The organism is Acinetobacter sp. Ac_5812 (assembly GCF_013072695.1).
Taxonomy (GTDB): domain Bacteria; phylum Pseudomonadota; class Gammaproteobacteria; order Pseudomonadales; family Moraxellaceae; genus Acinetobacter.
On the sequence record NZ_LXUK01000022.1, the window covers coordinates 586285 to 607061 of the forward strand.

The 20777-nt window shown below is 40.2% G+C and carries 21 protein-coding genes; 4 read left to right on the forward strand and 17 right to left on the reverse strand.

All coding sequences use genetic code 11. The features are described 5' to 3' along the window. Positions 1-18 precede the first annotated feature (18 nt). Positions 19-2247 (forward strand): phosphocholine-specific phospholipase C, encoded by a 2229-nt coding sequence (locus A7P55_RS16235; protein WP_171552907.1) that lies wholly within the window; start codon positions 19-21, stop codon positions 2245-2247. Positions 2248-2362: 115 nt separating this feature from the next. Here the strand turns inward: A7P55_RS16235 and A7P55_RS16240 are convergent, their stop codons facing one another. Then, complete coding sequence (locus A7P55_RS16240) at positions 2363-3109, reverse strand: iron-containing redox enzyme family protein (RefSeq protein WP_171552908.1); 747 nt, start codon at positions 3107-3109, stop codon at positions 2363-2365. 294 nt (positions 3110-3403) lie between these two features. Here A7P55_RS16240 and A7P55_RS16245 point away from each other — a divergent pair, with 294 nt between their 5' ends. Then, entirely contained in the window at positions 3404-4633 is a 1230-nt protein-coding gene (locus tag A7P55_RS16245; RefSeq protein WP_171552909.1) for a GGDEF domain-containing protein, read from the forward strand. A gap of 109 nt (positions 4634-4742) precedes the next feature. Here A7P55_RS16245 and aroC read toward each other — a convergent pair whose 3' ends face one another. The 11 genes from aroC to A7P55_RS16300 form a co-directional block, all read right to left on the reverse strand. After that, positions 4743-5834 carry a chorismate synthase gene (gene aroC, locus A7P55_RS16250; RefSeq protein ID WP_171552910.1) on the reverse strand — a complete coding sequence of 364 codons (1092 nt, stop codon included), beginning with the start codon at positions 5832-5834 and terminating at the stop codon, positions 4743-4745. 11 nt (positions 5835-5845) lie between these two features. After that, on the reverse strand, positions 5846-6856 hold the full coding sequence (gene prmB / locus A7P55_RS16255) for a 50S ribosomal protein L3 N(5)-glutamine methyltransferase (protein ID WP_171552911.1): 1011 nt from the start codon (positions 6854-6856) through the stop codon (positions 5846-5848). Between the two features lie 126 nt (positions 6857-6982). Next, positions 6983-8188 (reverse strand): tryptophan synthase subunit beta, encoded by a 1206-nt coding sequence (gene trpB / locus A7P55_RS16260; protein WP_171552912.1) that lies wholly within the window; start codon positions 8186-8188, stop codon positions 6983-6985. 36 nt (positions 8189-8224) lie between these two features. Next, a complete protein-coding gene (locus A7P55_RS16265; protein WP_171552913.1) occupies positions 8225-9412 on the reverse strand; it encodes a VWA domain-containing protein in 1188 nt (395 codons plus the stop codon). Positions 9413-9424: 12 nt separating this feature from the next. Further along, positions 9425-10276 carry a MoxR family ATPase gene (locus A7P55_RS16270; RefSeq protein ID WP_005241473.1) on the reverse strand — a complete coding sequence of 284 codons (852 nt, stop codon included), beginning with the start codon at positions 10274-10276 and terminating at the stop codon, positions 9425-9427. Between the two features lie 35 nt (positions 10277-10311). Beyond that, positions 10312-10698 (reverse strand): hypothetical protein, encoded by a 387-nt coding sequence (locus A7P55_RS16275; RefSeq protein ID WP_005203531.1) that lies wholly within the window; start codon positions 10696-10698, stop codon positions 10312-10314. After that, on the reverse strand, positions 10691-10996 hold the full coding sequence (locus A7P55_RS16280) for a YcgL domain-containing protein (protein WP_004653415.1): 306 nt from the start codon (positions 10994-10996) through the stop codon (positions 10691-10693). Before A7P55_RS16280 ends, A7P55_RS16275 begins: the two co-directional genes overlap by 8 nt. A gap of 180 nt (positions 10997-11176) precedes the next feature. Continuing rightward, the gene (locus A7P55_RS16285) at positions 11177-12319 is read right to left on the reverse strand and encodes an HRDC domain-containing protein (RefSeq protein ID WP_171552914.1); all 1143 of its coding nucleotides are present in this window, start codon (positions 12317-12319) and stop codon (positions 11177-11179) included. A gap of 286 nt (positions 12320-12605) precedes the next feature. Then, a complete protein-coding gene (gene recR, locus A7P55_RS16290; RefSeq protein WP_004653413.1) occupies positions 12606-13202 on the reverse strand; it encodes a recombination mediator RecR in 597 nt (198 codons plus the stop codon). Between the two features lie 83 nt (positions 13203-13285). Then, positions 13286-13615: a YbaB/EbfC family nucleoid-associated protein gene (locus tag A7P55_RS16295; protein WP_004653412.1), complete on the reverse strand. Its 330-nt coding sequence runs from the start codon at positions 13613-13615 to the stop codon at positions 13286-13288. A gap of 12 nt (positions 13616-13627) precedes the next feature. Then, positions 13628-14815, reverse strand: a complete 1188-nt coding sequence (locus A7P55_RS16300; RefSeq protein WP_171552915.1) for an O-succinylhomoserine sulfhydrylase — start codon at positions 14813-14815, stop codon at positions 13628-13630. A gap of 135 nt (positions 14816-14950) precedes the next feature. Here A7P55_RS16300 and A7P55_RS16305 point away from each other — a divergent pair, with 135 nt between their 5' ends. Continuing rightward, positions 14951-16036 (forward strand): alpha/beta fold hydrolase, encoded by a 1086-nt coding sequence (locus A7P55_RS16305; protein ID WP_171552916.1) that lies wholly within the window; start codon positions 14951-14953, stop codon positions 16034-16036. Between the two features lie 3 nt (positions 16037-16039). Continuing rightward, positions 16040-16912 (forward strand): NAD(P)-dependent oxidoreductase, encoded by an 873-nt coding sequence (locus tag A7P55_RS16310; protein ID WP_171552917.1) that lies wholly within the window; start codon positions 16040-16042, stop codon positions 16910-16912. 98 nt (positions 16913-17010) lie between these two features. Here A7P55_RS16310 and A7P55_RS16315 read toward each other — a convergent pair whose 3' ends face one another. The 5 genes from A7P55_RS16315 to A7P55_RS16335 form a co-directional block, all read right to left on the reverse strand. Next, complete coding sequence (locus A7P55_RS16315; protein WP_171552918.1) at positions 17011-17598, reverse strand: isochorismatase family protein; 588 nt, start codon at positions 17596-17598, stop codon at positions 17011-17013. A 216-nt stretch (positions 17599-17814) separates the two neighbouring features. Beyond that, positions 17815-18546, reverse strand: coding sequence for a sulfite exporter TauE/SafE family protein (locus A7P55_RS16320; protein WP_171552919.1), 732 nt, complete (start codon positions 18544-18546; stop codon positions 17815-17817). Positions 18547-18711: 165 nt separating this feature from the next. After that, positions 18712-19464 carry a DUF4882 family protein gene (locus A7P55_RS16325; RefSeq protein WP_171553275.1) on the reverse strand — a complete coding sequence of 251 codons (753 nt, stop codon included), beginning with the start codon at positions 19462-19464 and terminating at the stop codon, positions 18712-18714. A gap of 197 nt (positions 19465-19661) precedes the next feature. Continuing rightward, positions 19662-19871, reverse strand: a complete 210-nt coding sequence (locus A7P55_RS16330) for a hypothetical protein (protein WP_171552920.1) — start codon at positions 19869-19871, stop codon at positions 19662-19664. Between the two features lie 48 nt (positions 19872-19919). Beyond that, complete coding sequence (locus tag A7P55_RS16335) at positions 19920-20513, reverse strand: LysE family transporter (protein ID WP_216078072.1); 594 nt, start codon at positions 20511-20513, stop codon at positions 19920-19922. Positions 20514-20777 lie beyond the last annotated feature (264 nt).

A 20777-nucleotide genomic window follows, 5' to 3' on the forward strand; every position in this document is an offset into this window, starting at 1 on the left:
TAGATAGGGAAAAATATCGTGATTAATCGTCGTCAATTTTTAGCAAATACACTTAAAACCGGCTTTGGCGCTGCCGCTTTGACCACCTTTCCAGCCAGCATTCAAAAAGCCTTAGCCATTCCTGCCAATAATAAAACAGGCACCATTCAAGATGTTGAGCATGTCGTGATCCTTATGCAGGAAAACCGCTCATTTGACCATTATTTTGGCACCTTAAAAGGCGTTCGTGGTTTTGCCGATCGTTTCACCATTCCTTTACAAAATGGACGTACCGTTTGGCAGCAACAACGCAGTAATGGAGCATTATTAACACCATTTCATTTAGATGGCTCAAGTAATAATGCCCAACGTGCACCCGGAACCAATCACACTTGGGTGGATAGTCAAAAAGCATGGGACAATGGTCGTATGTCAAACTGGCCAACCTATAAAACTGACTATGCCATGGGCTATTTCAAGGAACAGGAAATCCCTTATCAATTTGCATTGGCCAATGCATTTACCATTTGTGATGCTTATCACTGCTCTATGCATACTGGTACAGATGCCAATCGTTCATTCCACTTAACAGGAACCAATGGTGCAGTGCCGACCAGTACAGCATTTGTCAATAATGAATGGGACTGGATTGATGGCGATCCTAAAACAGTTGATGTTGGTTATACATGGAAAACCTATGCTGAACGCCTAGAAGAAGCTGGGATCAATTGGATTTGTTATCAAAATATGCCCGATGAATGGGGCGATAATATGTTAGGCGCATTCCGCAGCTTTAGAAAAGCCAATATCGATTCAGGTTATCCAGTCTCAAGTGGTGGAGCGCCCAATAGTCCTTATAACAAGACTGCGCAAAAGTTACCTTATAAAGCCTATGATGCCACCACGGATAATGCCAAGAATCCACTTTATAAAGGCATTGCCAATACCTTACCCGGCAATAAACCTGAAGAATTCCTAGATGCATTCAAAAATGATATTAAAACTGGAAAATTGCCACAGGTGTCTTGGATTAATGCACCTTCAATTTATTGTGAACATCCGGGACCATCAAGCCCAGTACAAGGCTCATGGTTTATTCAGGAAATACTGGATGCCTTAACAGCTGTGCCAGAGGTTTGGAGCAAAACTGTATTCTTGATCAATTTTGATGAAAATGATGGTTATTTTGACCATGTTCCATCGCCATCAGCACCGACATTGCAAGCGGATAATACTTATGCCGGTAAATCAACGCTTAGCCAAGCAGATATGCGTCATGAATACTATGTACATGATGCACCTCTAGGCAGTAGCAGCCAACCGAACAAGGATAATGGTGTTTATGGTCCTGGTCCTCGCGTTCCCTTATTTGTGATTTCACCTTGGAGTCGCGGGGGTATCGTTAACTCTCAAGTCTTTGATCACACCTCAGTATTGATGTTCCTCGAACAACGTTTTGGCGTTAAAGAAAGCAATATCAGTCCTTATCGCCGTACTGTATGTGGAGATCTGACCTCTGCATTCAACTTTAAAACGCCTAATGAAGATGTACTACCAACATTAAACGGTAAGCAAACCCGTGAACAAGCCGATCAATTACGCAGCTCACAGCAAAAGTTACCCAATGTTCCAATTCCAACCAATTTACAGCTGCCCATTCAAGCCAGCGGTATTCGCCGTTCTAAAGCACTGCCTTATGAACTACATACCAGTGCACGCTGCCTAAATGATGGAACAGTCAAACTGCTGTTTTCAAACACAGGGACACAAGGTGCTGTGTTTCATGTCTATGACAAATTGAATCTGAACCGTGTACCGCGCCGTTACATTGTAGAGGCAGGAAAAGGCTTAGATGATGTCTGGAATGTGCAAAAGGATAATCAAGGTTTGTATGATCTTTGGGTGATGGGACCGAATGGCTTTCATCGACATTTCAAAGGTGACCTGAACCGTAATCAAGATCTGCAAATCAATCCTGAGATTCGTGTTTGCTATGATATTGCCAATGGTAATGTTTATGTCGATCTGAACAATACAGGCACTAAAGAGATTGAGTTAGTGATCACCCCTGTGGTTTATCGAACTGATGCTCCACTGAAAGTAACCGTAAAAGCAGGACAAAGCGCCACTCAGCATTGGGAATTGCAAGATGCTTGGCAATGGTATGATTTTGCCGTGACCTGTACACAGGAAGCCAAGTTTTATCGTCGTTTTGCTGGTCGTGTAGAAACAGGTGAAGACTCTGTGAGTGACCCTGCGATGGTTTAAGATTTAATTCATCTCATTGAAACCTCCTCAGTTGCAGATGAGGAGGTTTTTTAGATTAGATCATCTCTGACTGAACCGTTAGCCTTATCTTTAATGCGCTCTAGGCTCTTTATCTTTAATTTTTATGTTGAAGCTTATAACACTCATCTAAGGCAAGCTCATAATATTCAAGTCCTTCCTTCGCAGCCAAGAAGGCTTTTCTTTGCTGTACGGGGTCTTTATCACATAAGCGTTTGATCAACTCCATTGCCTCATATGGATGCAGATCATCATAATGTGCATGTGCTCTTAACCATGCCAACGAGCGTTTATTAATATTGACTTCGGGATGTTGTGTGTAGGTCTGAATCCCTTTATACACCTGAATGGTCCAATCTCCTGTCGCCCATTCAATCGCGAGATTAGTCGCTGCAATACTCTCTGCTAGACTTCCACGAAAATTAACATCCCACAAGAAGTGATTCACCGCATTCATTGCAACAGGTGGCTTCACACTATTCAACATTTCAACTGTTAGACCAAAGCCCCCCGCCCAGTCCTGATACCAGTTTAAATGCCGCTCCTCAACCTTAATGTTTTGAATCAACCAGTCTCGGGTTTCCGTTACTCCATCCAGTGAAAAAGCAGTCGCTTTCGCTAGCGATCCTGCCATATAGGAAGGAAAATGCGCGACGAGTGGATAAAAATTCAGTAAGGCTGAACGAAAGCATTCAAGGCTTAAACAGCCATTGGCCATATCTAAGAATAACGGATGTTTACTCACTCGTTCTTTTGAGGGTAATAATTCATCCCAGAATCGTTGCGCCCAACCCGAATGGGGTGTAATTTCTAATTTTGTTCCATATTGATTCATAGCAGTCATTGCGATGCATCCTATTTCGTATGACTTAATCCAATCATCTTCGATGATTGCTGCTTTTTTATAAATTGTATCCTAATACCGTAAAGATACAATCGTTTGTGATTTAGTTTGTAACAGTTTTTATTTCTTGAATCTAATTTAAACTTGAATCATTATATTAGGCAATGCCCCTTATATAAAAATTAATATTTTTTTATAATCTAATACACATTCTATTTAAATCAGTGTAACGTAGTAAAAAAATAATCCCTATTTTGACATTTATAACAACATTTGGGAGTGGTGAGAGATAAGATGAAGTTGAAAGCTTCCAATATTTTGGGACAAGAACAAATCGACTTGTTAATTTCTCGCGGGCTAAATTTAGTTTGGTTTCCTAAAGAATTAGAAGTGATCTATCGAGATCAGTACAGAAATGAGGCTGCGCATGAGTTCCGCTATCGCGCCCCTATTATTTTAGGTTTATATCTATTTCTAAGCTTCGGTATTTATCAGGTTTTACCTACAGACCTACGTATTACTTGGATGGCAACCTACGGTTGGGTGGGTATCATCATTACATTCGCATGGTTACTTTCGTTCCTGCCAAGCATGAATAAGTGGTTCGATTACTATGTTTGTATCGGCTCAACAGGTGCGGTAGCAATCTCTTTCACCATCATTAACGTATTAGAGCAAGGGCAAAATAATGTTTTGTTCCATGCTGCAATGATGTATGCAGTTGTCATCATCTATGCTTTTGTAGGAATGCGTTTCTACACAGCCATCATTGCTGGTTGGGTCGGCGGATTAATTGGTATTGCGGCGAGTACATGGTTTAGCGGTGCTATTGACTGGACCTTCCTCAACCGTACTTATACCTTCAGTAGTTTTCTGGGTATGGCACTTGCTTATGCAACTGACCGCCAGCACCGTGAAAACTATTTGCAGAACTGCATGATTGAGCTCAATCGTTTAGAATTGATGCGACAAGCACAACAGTTGTCTATTTTATCCCAACAAGATGCTTTAACAGGTCTTGCCAATCGACGCTACCTAGACGAAGTCTTGGAAAATGAGTGGAAAAGAGCAACACGCCATGAGATGCCGATTACCATCATGATGATTGATATCGATTTCTTTAAGCTCTACAACGATACTTTAGGACATATTCAAGGCGATCAATGCCTGCGACGTATTGCGATTATGTTGGGCTCTATCGCCTCGCGTAGTGGTGATCTGGCAGCACGCTACGGTGGTGAAGAGTTTCTACTCCTCTTCTCAATGACTGACCGTGATCAAGCCATTACTCAGGTACAAAGACTGATGGAGTTAGTCCGTAATATTGGAATTTTGCACCCACGTAGCAATGTTTCAAAACATGTGACCATTAGCGTAGGCGTTGCAACAATGGTTCCCTGTGTAGGTGACAGTCTTTCTGAGTTTGTTGCACAAGCAGATCATGCATTATATATCGCAAAAAGTAATGGTCGTAATCAATATCATATTGCAACATCAGATAATATGATTTCTGAAGCTTTATAATTGATTCATTATTATTAAATGAATATTAAACTAATATTTAATTAAAGCACTTTAAAATGTGATGTAAGCCGCAGATATAATAAATTATATGTGCGGCTTAATATTTTTATTAAGGTTCGATTGGTTCAAATGGTGGAATCACATCTGCATTTTGTGCACGATGTCTTAAAAAATGATCCATTAACACGATCGCCAACATTGCTTCAGCAATTGGTGTTGCACGTACACCGACACATGGATCATGACGACCTTTAGTCAATACGTCGGTATTTTCTCGCTCAATCGAAATCGTTTTACCCGGTGTGGTAATACTTGCGGTTGGTTTCAGTGCAATCGCCACGCGAATGTTTTGACCACTTGAAATCCCACCTAAGATACCACCTGCATGATTGGCAAGGAAGCCATCGGTAGTGAGTTCATCACGTGTTTCATGGCCAAATTGTCCTGCGACTGCAAAACCATCACCAATTTCAACACCTTTAACTGCATTGATGCTCATCATGGCGTGGGCAATATCAGCATCTAAACGATCAAATACAGGCTCACCCCAACCGACAGGTACTCTTTCAGCAATGATTTCAAGCTTGGCGCCACAGCTGGTACCTTGCTCACGTAACGCAGTGACTAATTGTTCAAAGCGAGGAACCGCATCCACATCGCCACAGAAAAATGGGTTATTTGGCACTTCAGCCCAATCCAGTTTTTCTGCTACTTCATTGCCGATTTGTGTGACATGTCCACGAATATCAATACCAAATTTTTCAGCAAGATATTTCTTGGCAATTGCACCCGCCGCAACACGCATCGCCGTTTCACGAGCGCTCGAACGACCGCCACCACGATAGTCACGGAAACCGTATTTTTGCGTATAAGTGTAATCCGCATGGCCTGGACGGAAAGTTTGAGCGATATTGCCGTAGTCTTTTGATTTCTGATCCGTATTACGGATCAATAAACCAATCGATGTGCCTGTGGTTTTACCTTCGAAAACACCTGAGATAATCTCAACTTGATCTGGTTCTTTACGTTGCGTTGCAAACTTCGATGTTCCCGGTTTACGGCGATCTAAGTCTTTTTGCAAATCTGCTTCACAAAGCTCAAGACCAGGCGGCACACCATCGACAATCGCCATCAAGCCCGCACCATGTGACTCGCCACAGGTTGTTACTCGAAACAGTTGCCCAATACTATTCCCTGCCATGCTTTAACCCCTTAGTTTTGAACTGATTGCTGAAAGACTTCTTTATAACGGCGGCATTGTTCAGCAGTTAAAGCAAAAATACCAGAACCGCCTTTTTGGAAAGTGAGCCAATGGAAGTCAACTGTATTGAAGTTCTGACGCATTGCCCATTCAGAATTACCAACTTCAATCACAATCAAGCCATCTTCAGTTAAATAATCAGCAGCTTGGGCTAACATTTTACGGACTAAATCTAAGCCATCTTGACCCGCAGCCAGTGCAAGCTCAGGTTCATGTAAGAATTCTTCTGGTAAATCCGCCATATCTTCTGCATCCACATACGGTGGATTACTGACGATCAAGTCATATTGATTTTCAGCAGGAATTTTTGAGAATAAGTCTGATTCAAGCAATGCCACTTGGTACTGCTTGTCGTGGTGCTCTGTGTTGATTGAAGCCACTTCCAGCGCTTCTTTTGAAATGTCAGTCGCATCAACTTCTGATTCTGGATATGCATAAGCTAACGCAATCGCAATACAACCCGAACCCGTACACATATCTAAAATACGTTGTGGTGTTTTTGGATTGTTATTTTCAGGCAAGTTATTTAATGCTTCCAGCATACGCCCATTTTCATCTAGGCAGTACGGCGCAAAACGTTGTTCAATCAACTCAGCAATCGGTGAACGTGGAATCAAGACACGCTCATCTACATAGAATGGCTTATTGAAGAAATAGGCCAAGTTCAATAAATATGACGTTGGAATACGATCATTGATACGACGTTCTAGCAAACTGAGGAATTCTGCTTTTTCACTTGGTAAAAGTTTGGCATCCAGAATTTCAGCATCTGCTTTCCACTCCAGTGATAGTGTTTGTAGTACCAATGCAGAACTCTCTGCAAAATAATCTTGAGTACCTTGACCTAAGTGCGCGTCATATTGACGCATTGCGGTTACCCCAAAACGAACAAAATCTCGAATGGTTACTAGGTTTTCAGCCGCTTCTTGTAAATGTTCAGGGCTGATTGTAGGTCGCTCCACTTAGGCGTCTCCAAAAGTGCTAATTGCAAAACGCTTTATTCTAACGGGATTAAGGTTGATTTAACAATAAAAAAACCGCCTCTCTACACAAAGCGGTCTATTAACCTTGAGATATTCAACAAGAACTTATAGGCCTAGCTTTTCTGCCACATAATCCGAGTCTTTATCGCCACGTCCAGAAAGATTGACCACGATCTTAATACCTTTATCCAACTTAGGCGCTTCGCGTAACGCCCAAGCCACCGCATGCGAACTTTCCAAAGCAGGAACAATACCTTCAACACGTGAAAGCGTCATAAAGGCATCCAAACATTCCTGATCCGTCGCCGTTTCATATTGCACACGACCAAGCTCTTTCAGGAAACTATGTTGTGGCCCGACACCCGGATAATCCAAGCCCGAAGCAATGGAATGCACTGGCAATGGCTCACCGTTATCATCTTCCAGCACATAGCACGCCATACCATGAATCTGTCCCGGCTTTCCTAAAGTCAAAGTGGCTGAATGTTTATCTGTATCCAAGCCATGACCCGCAGGTTCTACACCAACTAATTGGACTTCAGGCGTATTTAAAAATGCAGTGAATGCACCAATCGCATTTGAGCCACCACCGATACAAGCAACTACATAATCCGGATTCTTTCCAAAGCGTTCATTAGCTTGAGTTTTGATTTCATTGCCAATAATTGATTGAAAGTCCCGTACCATTTTCGGGAAAGGATGTGGCCCAACCACCGAGCCAATCGCATAGATATAGTTTTTAGGATCTTTTAAGTATTCTTCAAAAGCGCTATCCACTGCATCTTTTAAAGTCGCCGTACCTTGAGTCACAGCAACAAGTTTCGCACCCAAGATTTTCATCTTCACGACATTCGGATGTTCTTTTTCAATATCAACTTGACCCATATGGATTTCACATGGAATACCGACCAATGCACAAGCCGTTGCCAAAGCCACGCCGTGTTGCCCGGCACCTGTCTCGGCAATGACTTTGCGCTTTCCCATATATTTGGCAAGCAACGCTTCACCCAAACAATGGTTAATCTTATGCGCACCCGTATGGTTCAGATCTTCACGTTTGAGATAAATCTGTGCACCGCCCAATTGATCAGACAAACGCTTGGCATGGAACAACGGACTTGGACGGCCAACATAGTTTTTGAATAAGTCATTCAGCTCATCCTGAAATTCAGCGGTATGACGAATCTCTTCATAGGCCGCATTAATTTCATCCATTGCTTCTTTTAAATGTGGTGGAATGAACTGACCACCAAAACTGCCAAAGAAACCGGCTTCATTCGGCAAAGCAACGCCATTAATTTGATGTTCCATATATTTTCCTGTTCTTATAAAGTCTTTATATAAAATTTAACGTGATAAATAGCGGGTCATGTCCTCAAGACCTTTTAAAGTCATTGGAAACATATGATCTTCAAAAATTTCTTTAATCCAGTTAATGGTTTGAGTGTAATGCCAATAACCTTCCGTTTCAGGGTTCAACCACGCGGTTTTATCAAAATGCTGACGTAAACGTCTGAGCCAAACTTCTCCTGATTCTTCATTCATATATTCAACTGAACCACCCGCAGACTTTAACTCATACGGCGCCATGCTGGCATCACCAACCACGATGACACGATAATCACGTCCATAAGTATGGAACAGATCCCACGTATTCATACGTGTTGAGCTACGGCGATGGTTATCTTTCCAGACATAGTCATACAGACAGTTATGGAAATAGAAATATTCGAGAGTTTTAAATTCTGATTTGGCTGCGCTGAATAGTTTTTCACATTCCGCAATATACGCATCCATTGAACCACCGACATCAAACAGCATGAGCACTTTAATGCGGTTACGACGCTCAGGGACCAACTGTACATCCAAAATCCCTTGTTTGGCTGTCTCACGAATGGTGCCATCGACATCCAGCTCTTCAGCAGCGCCTTGACGTGCAAATTTACGCAAACGGCGTAAAGCAATTTGCATCTGACGGGTTCCCAAAACCTGATCATCATCTAGATTTTGGTATTTACGTTGTTCCCAAACTTTAACCGCCGAACGTTTACGCCCTGGTCCACCAATACGAACACCTTCTGGATGATCACCAAACGCACCAAAAGGTGAAGTTCCTCCAGTGCCAATCATGCGATTGCCACCCTGATGTTTTTTATGCTGTTCACGTAAACGTTCTTCCAGCATTTTCATCAGCTCTTCAAGAGAACCTGCTTTTTGCAACTCTTCACGTTGCTCTGGGGTAAGATGTTTCTCTAATAGTTCAAGATCAAACCAGTCTTTGGGTAGCTTATGAACTTGTTTTAGCAATTCATCTAAATCAAAAGTTTCGATGCCATCAAAATAATCTTTCATGGCACGATCGAACTTATCAAAAAAGCGCTCATCTTTGACTAAAACAGTTTTAGCCAATTGATAGAACTGTTCCTGATCTGCAAACACAAGACCTGACGCGACCGCCTGATTAAGATCAATGAGCTCACGTGTTGTTACAGGCACGCCATATTTGCGTAAGGTGTAAAACAGTCGCACAAACATTTTTAAACACTCTTAGCGGCGTGACATAAAGGCTAAACGTTCAAGCAATTGCACATCTTGTTCATTCTTAATCAAGGCGCCATACAATGGTGGAATCGCTTTCGATTTATCGTGATTACGTAACACATCTTCTGGCATATCATCTGCCATCAGCAGACTTAACCAGTCAATGAGTTCTGATGTTGAAGGTGGTTTCTTCAAATTCGGGATTTCACGTAATTTAAAGAAGACCTGTAGTGCTTCACTGACTAAGGTATTTGAAATATTCGGGAAATGTACTGCAATGATGTCACGCATGGTTGCATCATCAGGGAACTCAATATAATGGAAGAAACAACGACGCAAGAATGCATCTGGTAGTTCCTTCTCATTATTCGAGGTAATAATCACGATTGGGCGTTGTGTCGCGGTAATGGTCTCCCCTGTCTCATAAACATAGAACGACATTTTGTCGAGTTCATGCAATAAGTCATTTGGAAACTCAATATCCGCCTTGTCGATTTCATCAATCAACAATACACAACGCTCTTCGCTGGTAAATGCTTCCCACAATTTACCGGGTTTAATATAGTTCTTAATGTCGTAGACACGATCATCACCTAACTGGCTATCACGCAAACGTGAAACAGCATCATATTCATACAGACCTTGCTGCGCTTTGGTGGTTGATTTGATATGCCAAGTAATCAGCTTCAAACCCAAGCTTTCAGCCACTTGCTCTGCAAGTAGTGTTTTACCAGTACCTGGCTCACCTTTAACCAATAATGGTTTTTGTAAGGCACGAGCAGCTTTCACTGCAAGTTTCAGGCTATCGGTCGCAATATATTGATCTGTACCAGTGAAGTGTTGTGTATCAGCAGACATTTTAAAACCTTATTTTTCTATATTTAACATCGTATCTAAACTGAACGTGCAGTTTTATTTGCAGTGTATTTTGACCAGCAGAAGCCGATCAGTAACCCCGTACCAATGACAAATAAAATCAATGATAAGTTAGACCAGACTAAGACATGTTCTTTGGTGAGGACACCAAAAAGCAAACCAAAAATTGCTGGCGCTAAGGCCGAGTTTGGACCTTCTGAAATTGTTGGAGTCGCAAGAACTGCAAAGGCAATAATCCAAAGGATGCCACCAATTGGATTGGGTAGGCGTGACATCAAACGATACCAGCACCACAATGCAATGAGTGTCCCTGTAACATAAACAATGATCGCAACATTTTCTTCTGGAAATTGATCCAGAACCGAAAGAATGTTAGACCATATCGCTGTTAAAGTCTCAAGCACCACGTAAGCCCTCTGGTTCTACCGCATTCGGATTAATTAATCCTTCTGGTGGCATCTGAATAAAAAAGCCTTTGGTATTTAATGAATCTAACACATGTAAAACGTTAGCACGTGCAAGTTTACGCTCATTATGAAGCTCTAAATGCATGACAAAGGTGGCTTTGCCAAATGCTTGTAGAACTGTTTCTGGAACACCTTCAAATGGGTTTTCTTGTTCCTTGTCATCAGGATAATTTGGACGAGCAATATACATATACATTTCATCTTTTTTGCTCGATCTATAAATATCGCAGTGCATGTTTACTCACATCTATTAACAATCAAAGACAGCATACATGAAAATAAAAATGGATACATTAAGGATTGTTAACGCTGGAGTCGTGTTTTTGCGCTCTTTAAATGGCAAGTACAAAACGAAAAGACAAAACAATGCGTCAAAATAAAAAAAAGAGCGAATCATTGATTCACTCTTTCCTGTTTATCGTACCACTTTCATTTGTGTGGAAAGATATTCAATATCTTCTTTTAATAACGCAATCAATGGTTGCGTCAGAATGTCATAGCGCCAACCCATTAAATAACTCGGTAAAGACTGCTCATCTAAATGAAAGACCACATGTTCATAGATCGCATTCATCCATTTCTTACGTAGTAATACTTCTTTCGGTATCCCAGTTTCTAAAACCACACTTTCAATCAACGCATCAATTTTAGGTGCAACTTCTTTAGAATTACTTTTGATTGGTTTAACCATGCGCAATGGCCATTCTTCCTCTGGCGGTAAGAACTTGAGTAAATCAAGAATCATTTTGCCATGTTCGCGTACAATATGCGGGCGAATATCTTTTATACGTGCCAACTGAAAATTATTACGTGGATTCTTTTCCACCAAATCAATCATGGTGGAGTTTCTAAGAATAAAGCTACGCGGCTGATTCAGTGCTTTGGTAATCTGCTCTCGCCAAATACTGAGTTGTTGCAACTGCATCAATTCACGGCGTGAATGGCGATAATTACCGATATCGGTGTACAACTCTGCCAGTGGTGTTTCCATGGCAATCTCTTTGGTGAGATTTTGACAATCTTCCAATACGTATTGATACAGCCCTTTTGCTTTCAGATCTGTTTTTAGCGCATCTGCAAGTTTGCTTAAATAGATCACATCATTTGCCGCATAGCACATTTGCTCTTGGGTCAATGGCCGAGCAAGCCAGTCCGAACGAGTCTGATCTTTTTCGATCTCAATATTCAAACAGGTTTTAAGCGCATTTTGATAACTGACTTGAAGCCCATGTCCGAGAAATGCCAAAGCAACTTGGGTGTCGAATACATTATTTAATGGTTTTTGGTCAGCATAATGATAGATCAGATCAATATCTTCGCCGCAGGCATGAAAAATATTTTGTTGAGCCGCAAAAATTTTCGGCCAAAAATTGCTGAGATCCAACGCGGTACCATCAAGCAACAGAATTTGACCATTTAAATTGATTTGGCAAACACCAAGTTTAGGATATAAGGTATCGACCTTAATAAACTCGGTATCAAGGGCGTAGACAGAACACTGTTCCATCTGCTTGAGGAGAACAGCTAAATCTTGTTGCTGTTGGATAAACTGAAACATGTGTGCTCAAGTAAAATAATAAAGAACCATGTGCAATAAAACTGCCCAATGTCAGTCATTGCTCAACTGAAAAATACAAAAAAATTAATTGGTATTCCACATGCAAGACATGAAATTACTCCTCTTCCATTCATCAAAAAACGAAAATCCTTTTCGCCCGTCAATAGTGCCACAAATCACAATAAATAGATCTACGATAATGTTAGACAAAATGTAAAATTTAATTATTTGTTTAAATTAACAGCATGAATTTAATATAAATATATAAAAATGCGAATGAACCCCGTTATTTCATTCGCATACGGTTATGTACAGCTTGACTTAAGGTATGACTATCTACATATTCCAGTTCACCACCTTGTGGCACACCTTGCGCAATTCGGGTCATGTGAATCGGCAAATGCTTAGTTGCTTCAACTAAATAATGTGCAGTCGCTTGTCCTTCCACCGTCGCATTAGTGGCTAAAATCACCTCTTGAATCTGTCCTGCACTGAGCCGCTGAATCAAGTATGGAATTCCTATCTCTTCTGGGCCGATACCATCCAATGGAGAAAGGTGTCCACCGAGAACATGGTACTTCCCACGAAAACTGCCGCTCTGCTCGATTGCCATCACATCGGCTGGCGATTCAACCACGCATAACAATTGTTCATCGCGCTCTACTGAGGCACAAATATCACAGATTTCATTTTCTGTTAATGAGTGACAAATATGACACTCATGAATATGGCTAGATGCTTCATGTAAAGCATGAGAAAGCGCAAATGCACCTTCGCGGTTTTTCATTAACAAATGTAATGCCATACGCTGTGCTGATTTGGGACCAACACTTGGCAATATACGTAATGCTTGAACTAATTGTTCAAATCGTTCACTAAACACAAATCAACTCTCATAATCTCCCCTAACCCCTCTTTATTAAAGAGGGGTCCGCCTCCCTTTTAAAAAGGGAGATTGGGAGGGATTTAAAATAAACCAGATAAGCCAGGTGGTAAGCCCATACCGGTGTTCGCACCTTTTAACTTCTCTTCAGAAATGGCTTCTGCTTGACGTGCGGCATCATTCATCGCAGCAGCAATCAAATCTTCAATCATATCTGCTTCGTCTTGTAATAAATCAGGACTAATTTCGATACGCTTAACCACATTACGGCAAGTCATGGTTACTTTAACTAAACCACCGCCAGCTTCCGCATGAACTTCAGTTTTTGCAAGCTCTTCTTTGGCTTTTTTAAGATTTGATTCCATATCTTTTTGCATGCGCTGAGCTTGCTGCATGAGCATATTAATGTTCATAAGTTTCTCTCGTTAAATTAAATCTAAACCGCGTGATATGTCGCGAATAATATCATCAATGTCTTCTAAACCAACAGACACACGAATCAAACCTTCTTCAATTCCTGCAGCTTGTTTAGCTTCGGCCGACATTCTACCATGCGAGGTCGTTGCTGGATGCGTAATTGTTGACTTAACATCACCTAGATTACTGGTAATCGACAAGAAACGAGTATTATCGATCACAGTCCAAGCACCTTCACGCTGGCCTTTCACCACAAAAGATACAACACCACCAAAACCTTTTTGTTGTTTTTTCGCCAACTCATGTCCAGGATGATCGACCAAACCTGCGTAATACACTTTTTCAACTTTTTCGTGCTGATGTAACCATTCCGCCAATTTTTGTGCACTTTCACAATGCGCTTTCATACGAATGCTCAGTGTTTCCAAGCCTTTCAAGAAAATCCATGCATTGAATGGGCTCATCGAGTTACCCAAAGTACGAATCACACCATTGACTTCTTCGAGTAGATCATTTTTCCCAACTACCGCACCACCCAAGGCACGACCTTGGCCATCGATATATTTAGTTGCTGAATAAAGTACTAAATCGGCACCAAACTTAATCGGTTGCTGTAATACTGGCGTACAGAAGCAGTTATCGACCGCAAATAAAGCGCCATTGGCATGGGCGATATCAGCAATGGCCTGCATATCACCCACTTGTGCCAAAGGATTAGACGGCGTTTCAATAAATAGAATACGCGTGTTTGGACGAATCGCCTGTTTCCAGCCTTCAAGATCATCTAAATCGACAAAAGTCACTTCAACTGCAAATTTCGCTACATATTTTTCAAATAAAGCAATGATTGAACCAAATACCGCACGAGAACAGATCACATGGTCACCCGCTTTTAAATAAGCCATACACATTGCATGTACTGCAGCCATACCTGAACTGGTCGCGACTGCACGTTCTGCGCCATCCAAAATAGCCAAGCGCTTTTCAAAAGCTTGTACCGTTGGATTGGTATAACGTGAGTAGGTATTGCCAGCAATTTGCCCTGAGAATTTGGCAGCAGCATCAGCCGCACTTTCACACACAAATGACGAGGTTAGAAAGATTGGCTCACTATGCTCACCTTCAGAGGTACGATCATGCCCTGTGCGAATTGCCAGTGTTTCTAATTGGTATTCTAAATCATCGCTTGGATTCATCGTTCTGTATGCCTTATGATCATAATGTCGAAATGTGCCAATATTTTGAGCGCCTAAGGTATTTAAGGTCAAGGCGTAAGATGAAATTATCGCTTAGACTTCGTGCAATCTTGACTCATGATGAGACTTTCTAAGATGAAATCGCTTGTGGAACAGCAAAAAATAAATTTTAAACATCTGGCTATGCGTGTTTTCGATGCCGACAAACTGGTTTTGTCTCAATCGACGCCATATCAAGTGATTGCTCAATTTAAACAAACTCGCGTCCGTTTCTATGCGTCAGAGAACAAACGCTATAAAGAACCGTTAGTATTCGTTGCACCGTTGGCCATTAATATGGATATCTATGATTTATATCCTTATCGTTCATTGGTGAAACATTTTCAAGACAGTGGTTTTGATGTGTATCTGATTGATTGGGGTAAACTGACTTATAAAAACTACCAAATTAACTTTCTATCTTTTATTGATAACTTTATACCTAAATGTATTGAAGCAATTCAACAACACTCCAAATCTGAAAAAATTTCGCTGCATGGCTGGAGTATGGCGGGAATTTTCGTCACCCTTTACACTGCACGCCATCAGCCGAGTGTTGTCAAAAACTTGGTGGTGTTAGGTAGTCCGATCGACAGCTATGCTTCGGGTTATATTGGCAAACTTTATAAAACTTTGGCTTATCTGGCTAACCGCAACCCCACTATTAAAGATTACATCTATAATCGTTTACCGAAGTTAATGATTCATTCACCAGGCTTCCTAAACTCGCTTGGATTCAAGTTGTTAGATCCTAAAGGCTGGATTGATGGCAACATTCAACTACTGAAAAATTTGGATAATCTAAAACTGGTACAAGAAGATGCAACGCTGAGTCACTTCTTAAATAACATGATTGATTATCCGGGTGGTGTAAATCAAGATATGCTATTTAATGTCTGGTTGCAGAACCCATTAAAAAATGGCGCAATTCAACTGAAAAACAAAACCATTGAACTCAAGAACATCAATTGTTCTCTATTTGTTGGCGCAGGTAAAGGCGATCAACTGGTCACTTCTGAGTCCGCATTCCCTCTGACCCAGTTGACAAGCAGCCAAGATGTCACGTTTACTCTTATCCCTGGTGGGCACTTAGGTTTAATGTCCAGTCAAAACAGTTCCATTGAGTTCTGGCCAACGCTGGCGACATGGTTAGCCGAACGATCGACGCAAATTAAAAGGTAAAGTATGACTCAATCTGTTGCATTCATTGGTTTAGGCGCTATGGGCTATCGTATGGCAGCGCATCTTCCTAAATATTTCGAAAATGTTTATGTCTGGAATCGAAATTTTAGTAAAGCAGAACAACATGCAACAGAATATGGAACTCAAGCCGTTGAACTTGCTCAAGCGGTACAGGCTGATATTATCTTTTCTTGTTTACCGACCAGCGATGATGTTGCAGCATTAATTGAAGGTGTGGAAATCAAATCAGGTTCGATCTGGATTGACTGTACCAGTGGTGTGCCTGAAGCGGCACGCCGTCTGGCAGAGAAATTGAAAGCTAAAAATGTGGACTTTTTAGATGCACCTGTTAGTGGTCAAACCATTGGTGCTGAAAATGCAACCTTAACAGTCATGGTGGGCGGTGATATCAACGCATTTGAACGTGCTTATCCTGCAATGGCAGCAGTCGGTAAATTGATTCAGCATGTCGGTGAATCTGGTGCTGGCTTTGCGGTAAAAGCCATCAATAATATGCTACTGGCTGTGAATTTATGGTCTGTTGCCGAAGGGTTTAGTACCTTAAAAGCGCATGGTGTTAATTTGGATGCAGCCCTAAATTGTATCAATGCATCAAGCGGTAAAAGTTTAGTTACAGAAACCATTTTTCCGCAGCGTGTTCTTAGTCGTGAATTTCCTGTGACTTTTGGACTCCCATTACTTGCGAAAGATACAGGTATTGCACTTGATTTAGTTAAGGACGCGAAACTACCCGCTCCGATTCTATCGTTAACGCAAAGTTTGATTCAGGCGGCAAATCTCACAGCTGAACCCGATAGTGACTTCTCGGCAGCCGTTAAATTGTATGAATCGTGGAGTAAAATTACGCTGAAATAACAAAGTTTTAGTGTAAAAATTCTTTTGCAAACATTAAAACCGCTCAATTGAGCGGTTTTTTAAAACTTATAAAATTTGTTATTTATAAATTTTATATATCAGACTCTCTTAAAAACCACCTCATTCACCGATGCACAGATCCTAATTTCATCACCAAGGGACCATTCTGCTGCTCTGGCGGCCATAGCTGCAGGCACACCATTTGATCCTGGTCCTGCGGGTATGTCATATGTTGCATGGGCATCATGTGCTAACAATACAGCATAGCCAAGCTCTAATGCTGAACGTGCTGTTGCAGCAACACACATCTCGGATAGAACACCACATATTGCGAAAGACTTGATCTCGTGATCGTGCAATATCTGCTGAAGTGGGGTTCCACTAAAACCATTATCTTGATTTTTTCTCATGATACATTCATGAGATTGTGGCGGAAAAAATAGCTCCCAACCCACTTTGTATGGTTCATCTAAAGCCCCTATATCTCCATCATTTTGCAGGAAGATCACGGGTGCATGAGCTAATCTCGCTTTGGCAAGTAAAATACTGATTGATTCAATTAGTTGTTTTGATGCAGGTACAGCATCGGTACCAGATACAAAAGCATTCTGTACATCGACAACAATCAGTGCGTCAACAATATTCAGTTCGCTTGGGATAGCATTCTCCTTATGCTTAGAAAGCAACCTAGTCTATTGGTTTGAATTATTTATTATTCGTTTCAATATCGTCAGAGTTAACAATCGCAAGGAGAAACGCATTGGATTTATACCCCACTACATATATGACTAATAATTTTGTCATGAATACCACCAACGACTATATAAATCACATAATTTAGAAAATAACACTCTGAATGTCTCATGACTAATATTTATCAACTATGGCAGCTATGACTAAGTTCAAACACTAGTGTAAAAAATTGAGAACAGCATTGAACAACCAGCGACCAACAACATAGCATCGAGCATAAGGTTAAAGGTTCGATCAGACATTTTTAATACAAAGGTTTTACCAATATAATTACCAACGATTAAAGAAGATCCTACTGCAATTCCTGCAATTAAGATATTTTGCTGTAAAACGCCTAATGCACCGAAAGTTATACTCTTTGTCAAATAGATAGCAAAAGATGCTGCTGCCTCAGTTGCCAAAAGTGCTCCTTTTATCAGGCCAAATCCATTAAAAATTGGCAGTAATAAAGGACCCGTTGAAAAAACAACACCGGTAATGTATCCAAGTACGCCACCTGCAATCACCATTTGCCAAGCATTCAAGGTGAAGTTACGATATTTCGCATAATGCCTAATCGGAATAAGACATAAGAAAAACAACCCAATGCATAGATTAGAAAGAAATGGTGACATTACCCAAAGCGTATTGGCTCCCAATACTGTTGCGGGAATACCGAGACTCACAAACAATAAAAAGGCCTTTACATTGAGTTCTTTACGCCACATCACAACACGAGAAATATTCCCCATGATTGAGGCAATTGCCATAATTGGAACAGCAAGCTTTGCACCAAAAATATAAGCAAGAATAGGTAATAAAATGATCGATGATCCTGTACCCACTACTCCACTAATCAAGCCTGAAAGAACGCCAATCAAGGCAAGTGCAACATAGGTCATAAGACAAAGCCAAACTACAATTGTTTGGAGTCTACAATACATTACTATTCTTATTAAACAGTTTGGATAGCTTTAAAGTCTTAGTGATTCTAATCTAGAAGACCTAAATAGACTTTCAATAAATTAGTAGATATTAATCAGAAGCCTCCCGTAGGAGGTTTATTACTAAAGTGCTGTTCCACAGATATCCTTTGTACCTGAAGGGTAAGTATTTGAAAGTTTTGTATGGTCAGTAATAAACTCTATAGATAAATTTTGTCCAACAACAGATGCTGATGTCGCGATAGCTCCAGTACCCCCACCTGCCATAAACGATAAAGTAGAACCATTGCTATCGTATCCTGTGATATAACCTTTGTTTACTCCATTAAAAATATATCCAATCTGTTTACTATTTTGATTCACATAAAAACCGAAAGTCTGATAACCATCAACAGTATTTTCAGGTTTTAAGGTCAACACACCAGATGACTGTGTGCCACCATTAATCAAAAGCAGAATATTATTGTTGGAGTTTGTGGGCTGACCATTCACATGAATTAAAGCGATATTGAAGACATTCTGATTACAATTAGTTGCAGCAATCTGAATTGGGAAAAAAGTTATGGTTTCACCTGAGGGTAGAACAAAAGTTGGAATTTTTAACTTGATTTCAAAAGCAACTGTACCACCAGCAGAAATTATCTTGTCTCCAGGCACATCTTGAAAAGTAAGATTTGGATAACTAATTTTATTATTCGCGAAAGCATTACTCATGACCATATAAGATTTCACTCTACTGCTTGCGTCTACATTAAAACTCGCTTTCGCACCTAGTATATTAGGAAACCTAGTCATGGTTGAATCAATTTGTGATAGCTGCACCTGTGTTGCATTTAAATCATAAGTACAAGCAGCAAAACTACTCCCCGTAATCATCACACTAATAAATGTTCCTAAAAATTATTTTTTTCATATGCTATATCCTTTTTATAATAGAACATTCAGTATACATTTTTTATTAAATTAATTAGTAAAAACAGATAAATGGGTACAACTAGAGTTTTTCTATTGTAAAATAGGCAATATAAAAACCCACGCCAAAGCGTGGGTCAATATCTTCAAGTAATGAAAGCCTAAACAGCCTCTACATATCGATAAATACTGCCATCTTTTGGGTTTTCAAAAAGTAAATCTATATTTGGAAGAAGAATCTCTCCTTCAACTTCGATATGTTCAATCCGTTTAAAGAAGGGAATTTCTTGATCATTGACAGCTTTTACTTTAGCTGTCGCGATCTTCTCGGCCTCAAATTGATCCTTTACCTTAATTTTTATAGTGTTCATTAAAAACTCCAATTTTTTAAATTTTAAATACAACAGTGAAACGAAAATTTAGAACGATGAAATTGCGGAATAAGCCAACGGCATCGCAAAGAAAGTTAAAACAAATGCTGCTGAACGTTGTAAGTTGCGTTGATTCAGCCAAGAGATTTTGTTGGAAATTAAAATAGATCCAAATGCAATCCATAAAAAAGCAATTGGAGTGATCAGTGCTAGGAACGTTCCCATGTGAACAACGTATTCATGTAGGTTGAGCCAAGCAGTGTGTGGAAAAATAGCTGAAGCAAATAATAAAGCTTTAGGATTAAGTAAGGTTGCTACAAACAAAGCCTTAGAGGTAATCAAAGGTTGATCCAAATCTAAGTCTTTTGTTGACGTAATCCATAGCTTAATGGCCAAATAGATAATAAATGTTGCGCTGAATAATTTAATTAACGGTGGCAGCCAAGGTACATAGTGTGAAACAGACTCAAGTAAAAAGCCCCAAGTTGTAATGGCAATAAAATAACCGATCACCTCCGCAGGAATCAATTTCAGTGAACCTTTAATACCCGTTTGGATTCCAGACGAGGCCAATAATGTATTCGTTGGGCCTGGTGTTAGTAAGATCGTAATGATCAGACCTATAAACAAAAATGACACCATATACAAATACCTCTGCTAAGTTTCGCAAACGCAATATGGCAAAATTGATCAGAACTTGTCGACAAAATGGTTGTAACGAAAAATATTGCAATTATTTTTTTATTTTAAAAATCAAAATCTTAAATCATTATTCAATTTAGTTAAAAATTTAATACGCACTCCTAAAACATGTGATAAATATCACATTTTATCAATAATTCCATGTAGATAGCTCAGCCATAGTTCACAGAATATTTTAATTTTGAAAAAATGTTCATCGAAAAT

Bases quoted from the DNA above. Each gene is read 5' to 3' on its own strand.
- A7P55_RS16300 (WP_171552915.1), bottom strand. From the start codon at position 14,815: ATGAATCCAAGCGATGATTTAGAATACCAATTAGAAACACTGGCAATT.
- A7P55_RS16295 (WP_004653412.1), bottom strand. From the start codon at position 13,615: ATGAACATTAATATGCTCATGCAGCAAGCTCAGCGCATGCAAAAAGAT.
- A7P55_RS16265 (WP_171552913.1), bottom strand. From the start codon at position 9,412: ATGTTTGTGCGACTGTTTTACACCTTACGCAAATATGGCGTGCCTGTA.
- trpB (WP_171552912.1), bottom strand. From the start codon at position 8,188: ATGGAACATCAAATTAATGGCGTTGCTTTGCCGAATGAAGCCGGTTTC.
- A7P55_RS16280 (WP_004653415.1), bottom strand. From the start codon at position 10,996: ATGCACTGCGATATTTATAGATCGAGCAAAAAAGATGAAATGTATATG.
- A7P55_RS16245 (WP_171552909.1), top strand. From the start codon at position 3,404: ATGAAGTTGAAAGCTTCCAATATTTTGGGACAAGAACAAATCGACTTG.
- aroC (WP_171552910.1), bottom strand. From the start codon at position 5,834: ATGGCAGGGAATAGTATTGGGCAACTGTTTCGAGTAACAACCTGTGGC.
- A7P55_RS16270 (WP_005241473.1), bottom strand. From the start codon at position 10,276: ATGTCTGCTGATACACAACACTTCACTGGTACAGATCAATATATTGCG.
- A7P55_RS16310 (WP_171552917.1), top strand. From the start codon at position 16,040: ATGACTCAATCTGTTGCATTCATTGGTTTAGGCGCTATGGGCTATCGT.
- A7P55_RS16320 (WP_171552919.1), bottom strand. From the start codon at position 18,546: ATGACCTATGTTGCACTTGCCTTGATTGGCGTTCTTTCAGGCTTGATT.
- A7P55_RS16285 (WP_171552914.1), bottom strand. From the start codon at position 12,319: ATGTTTCAGTTTATCCAACAGCAACAAGATTTAGCTGTTCTCCTCAAG.
- A7P55_RS16330 (WP_171552920.1), bottom strand. From the start codon at position 19,871: ATGAACACTATAAAAATTAAGGTAAAGGATCAATTTGAGGCCGAGAAG.
- A7P55_RS16305 (WP_171552916.1), top strand. From the start codon at position 14,951: ATGAAATCGCTTGTGGAACAGCAAAAAATAAATTTTAAACATCTGGCT.
- A7P55_RS16325 (WP_171553275.1), bottom strand. From the start codon at position 19,464: ATGATTACGGGGAGTAGTTTTGCTGCTTGTACTTATGATTTAAATGCA.
- A7P55_RS16240 (WP_171552908.1), bottom strand. From the start codon at position 3,109: ATGACTGCTATGAATCAATATGGAACAAAATTAGAAATTACACCCCAT.
- A7P55_RS16335 (WP_216078072.1), bottom strand. From the start codon at position 20,513: ATGGTGTCATTTTTGTTTATAGGTCTGATCATTACGATCTTACTAACA.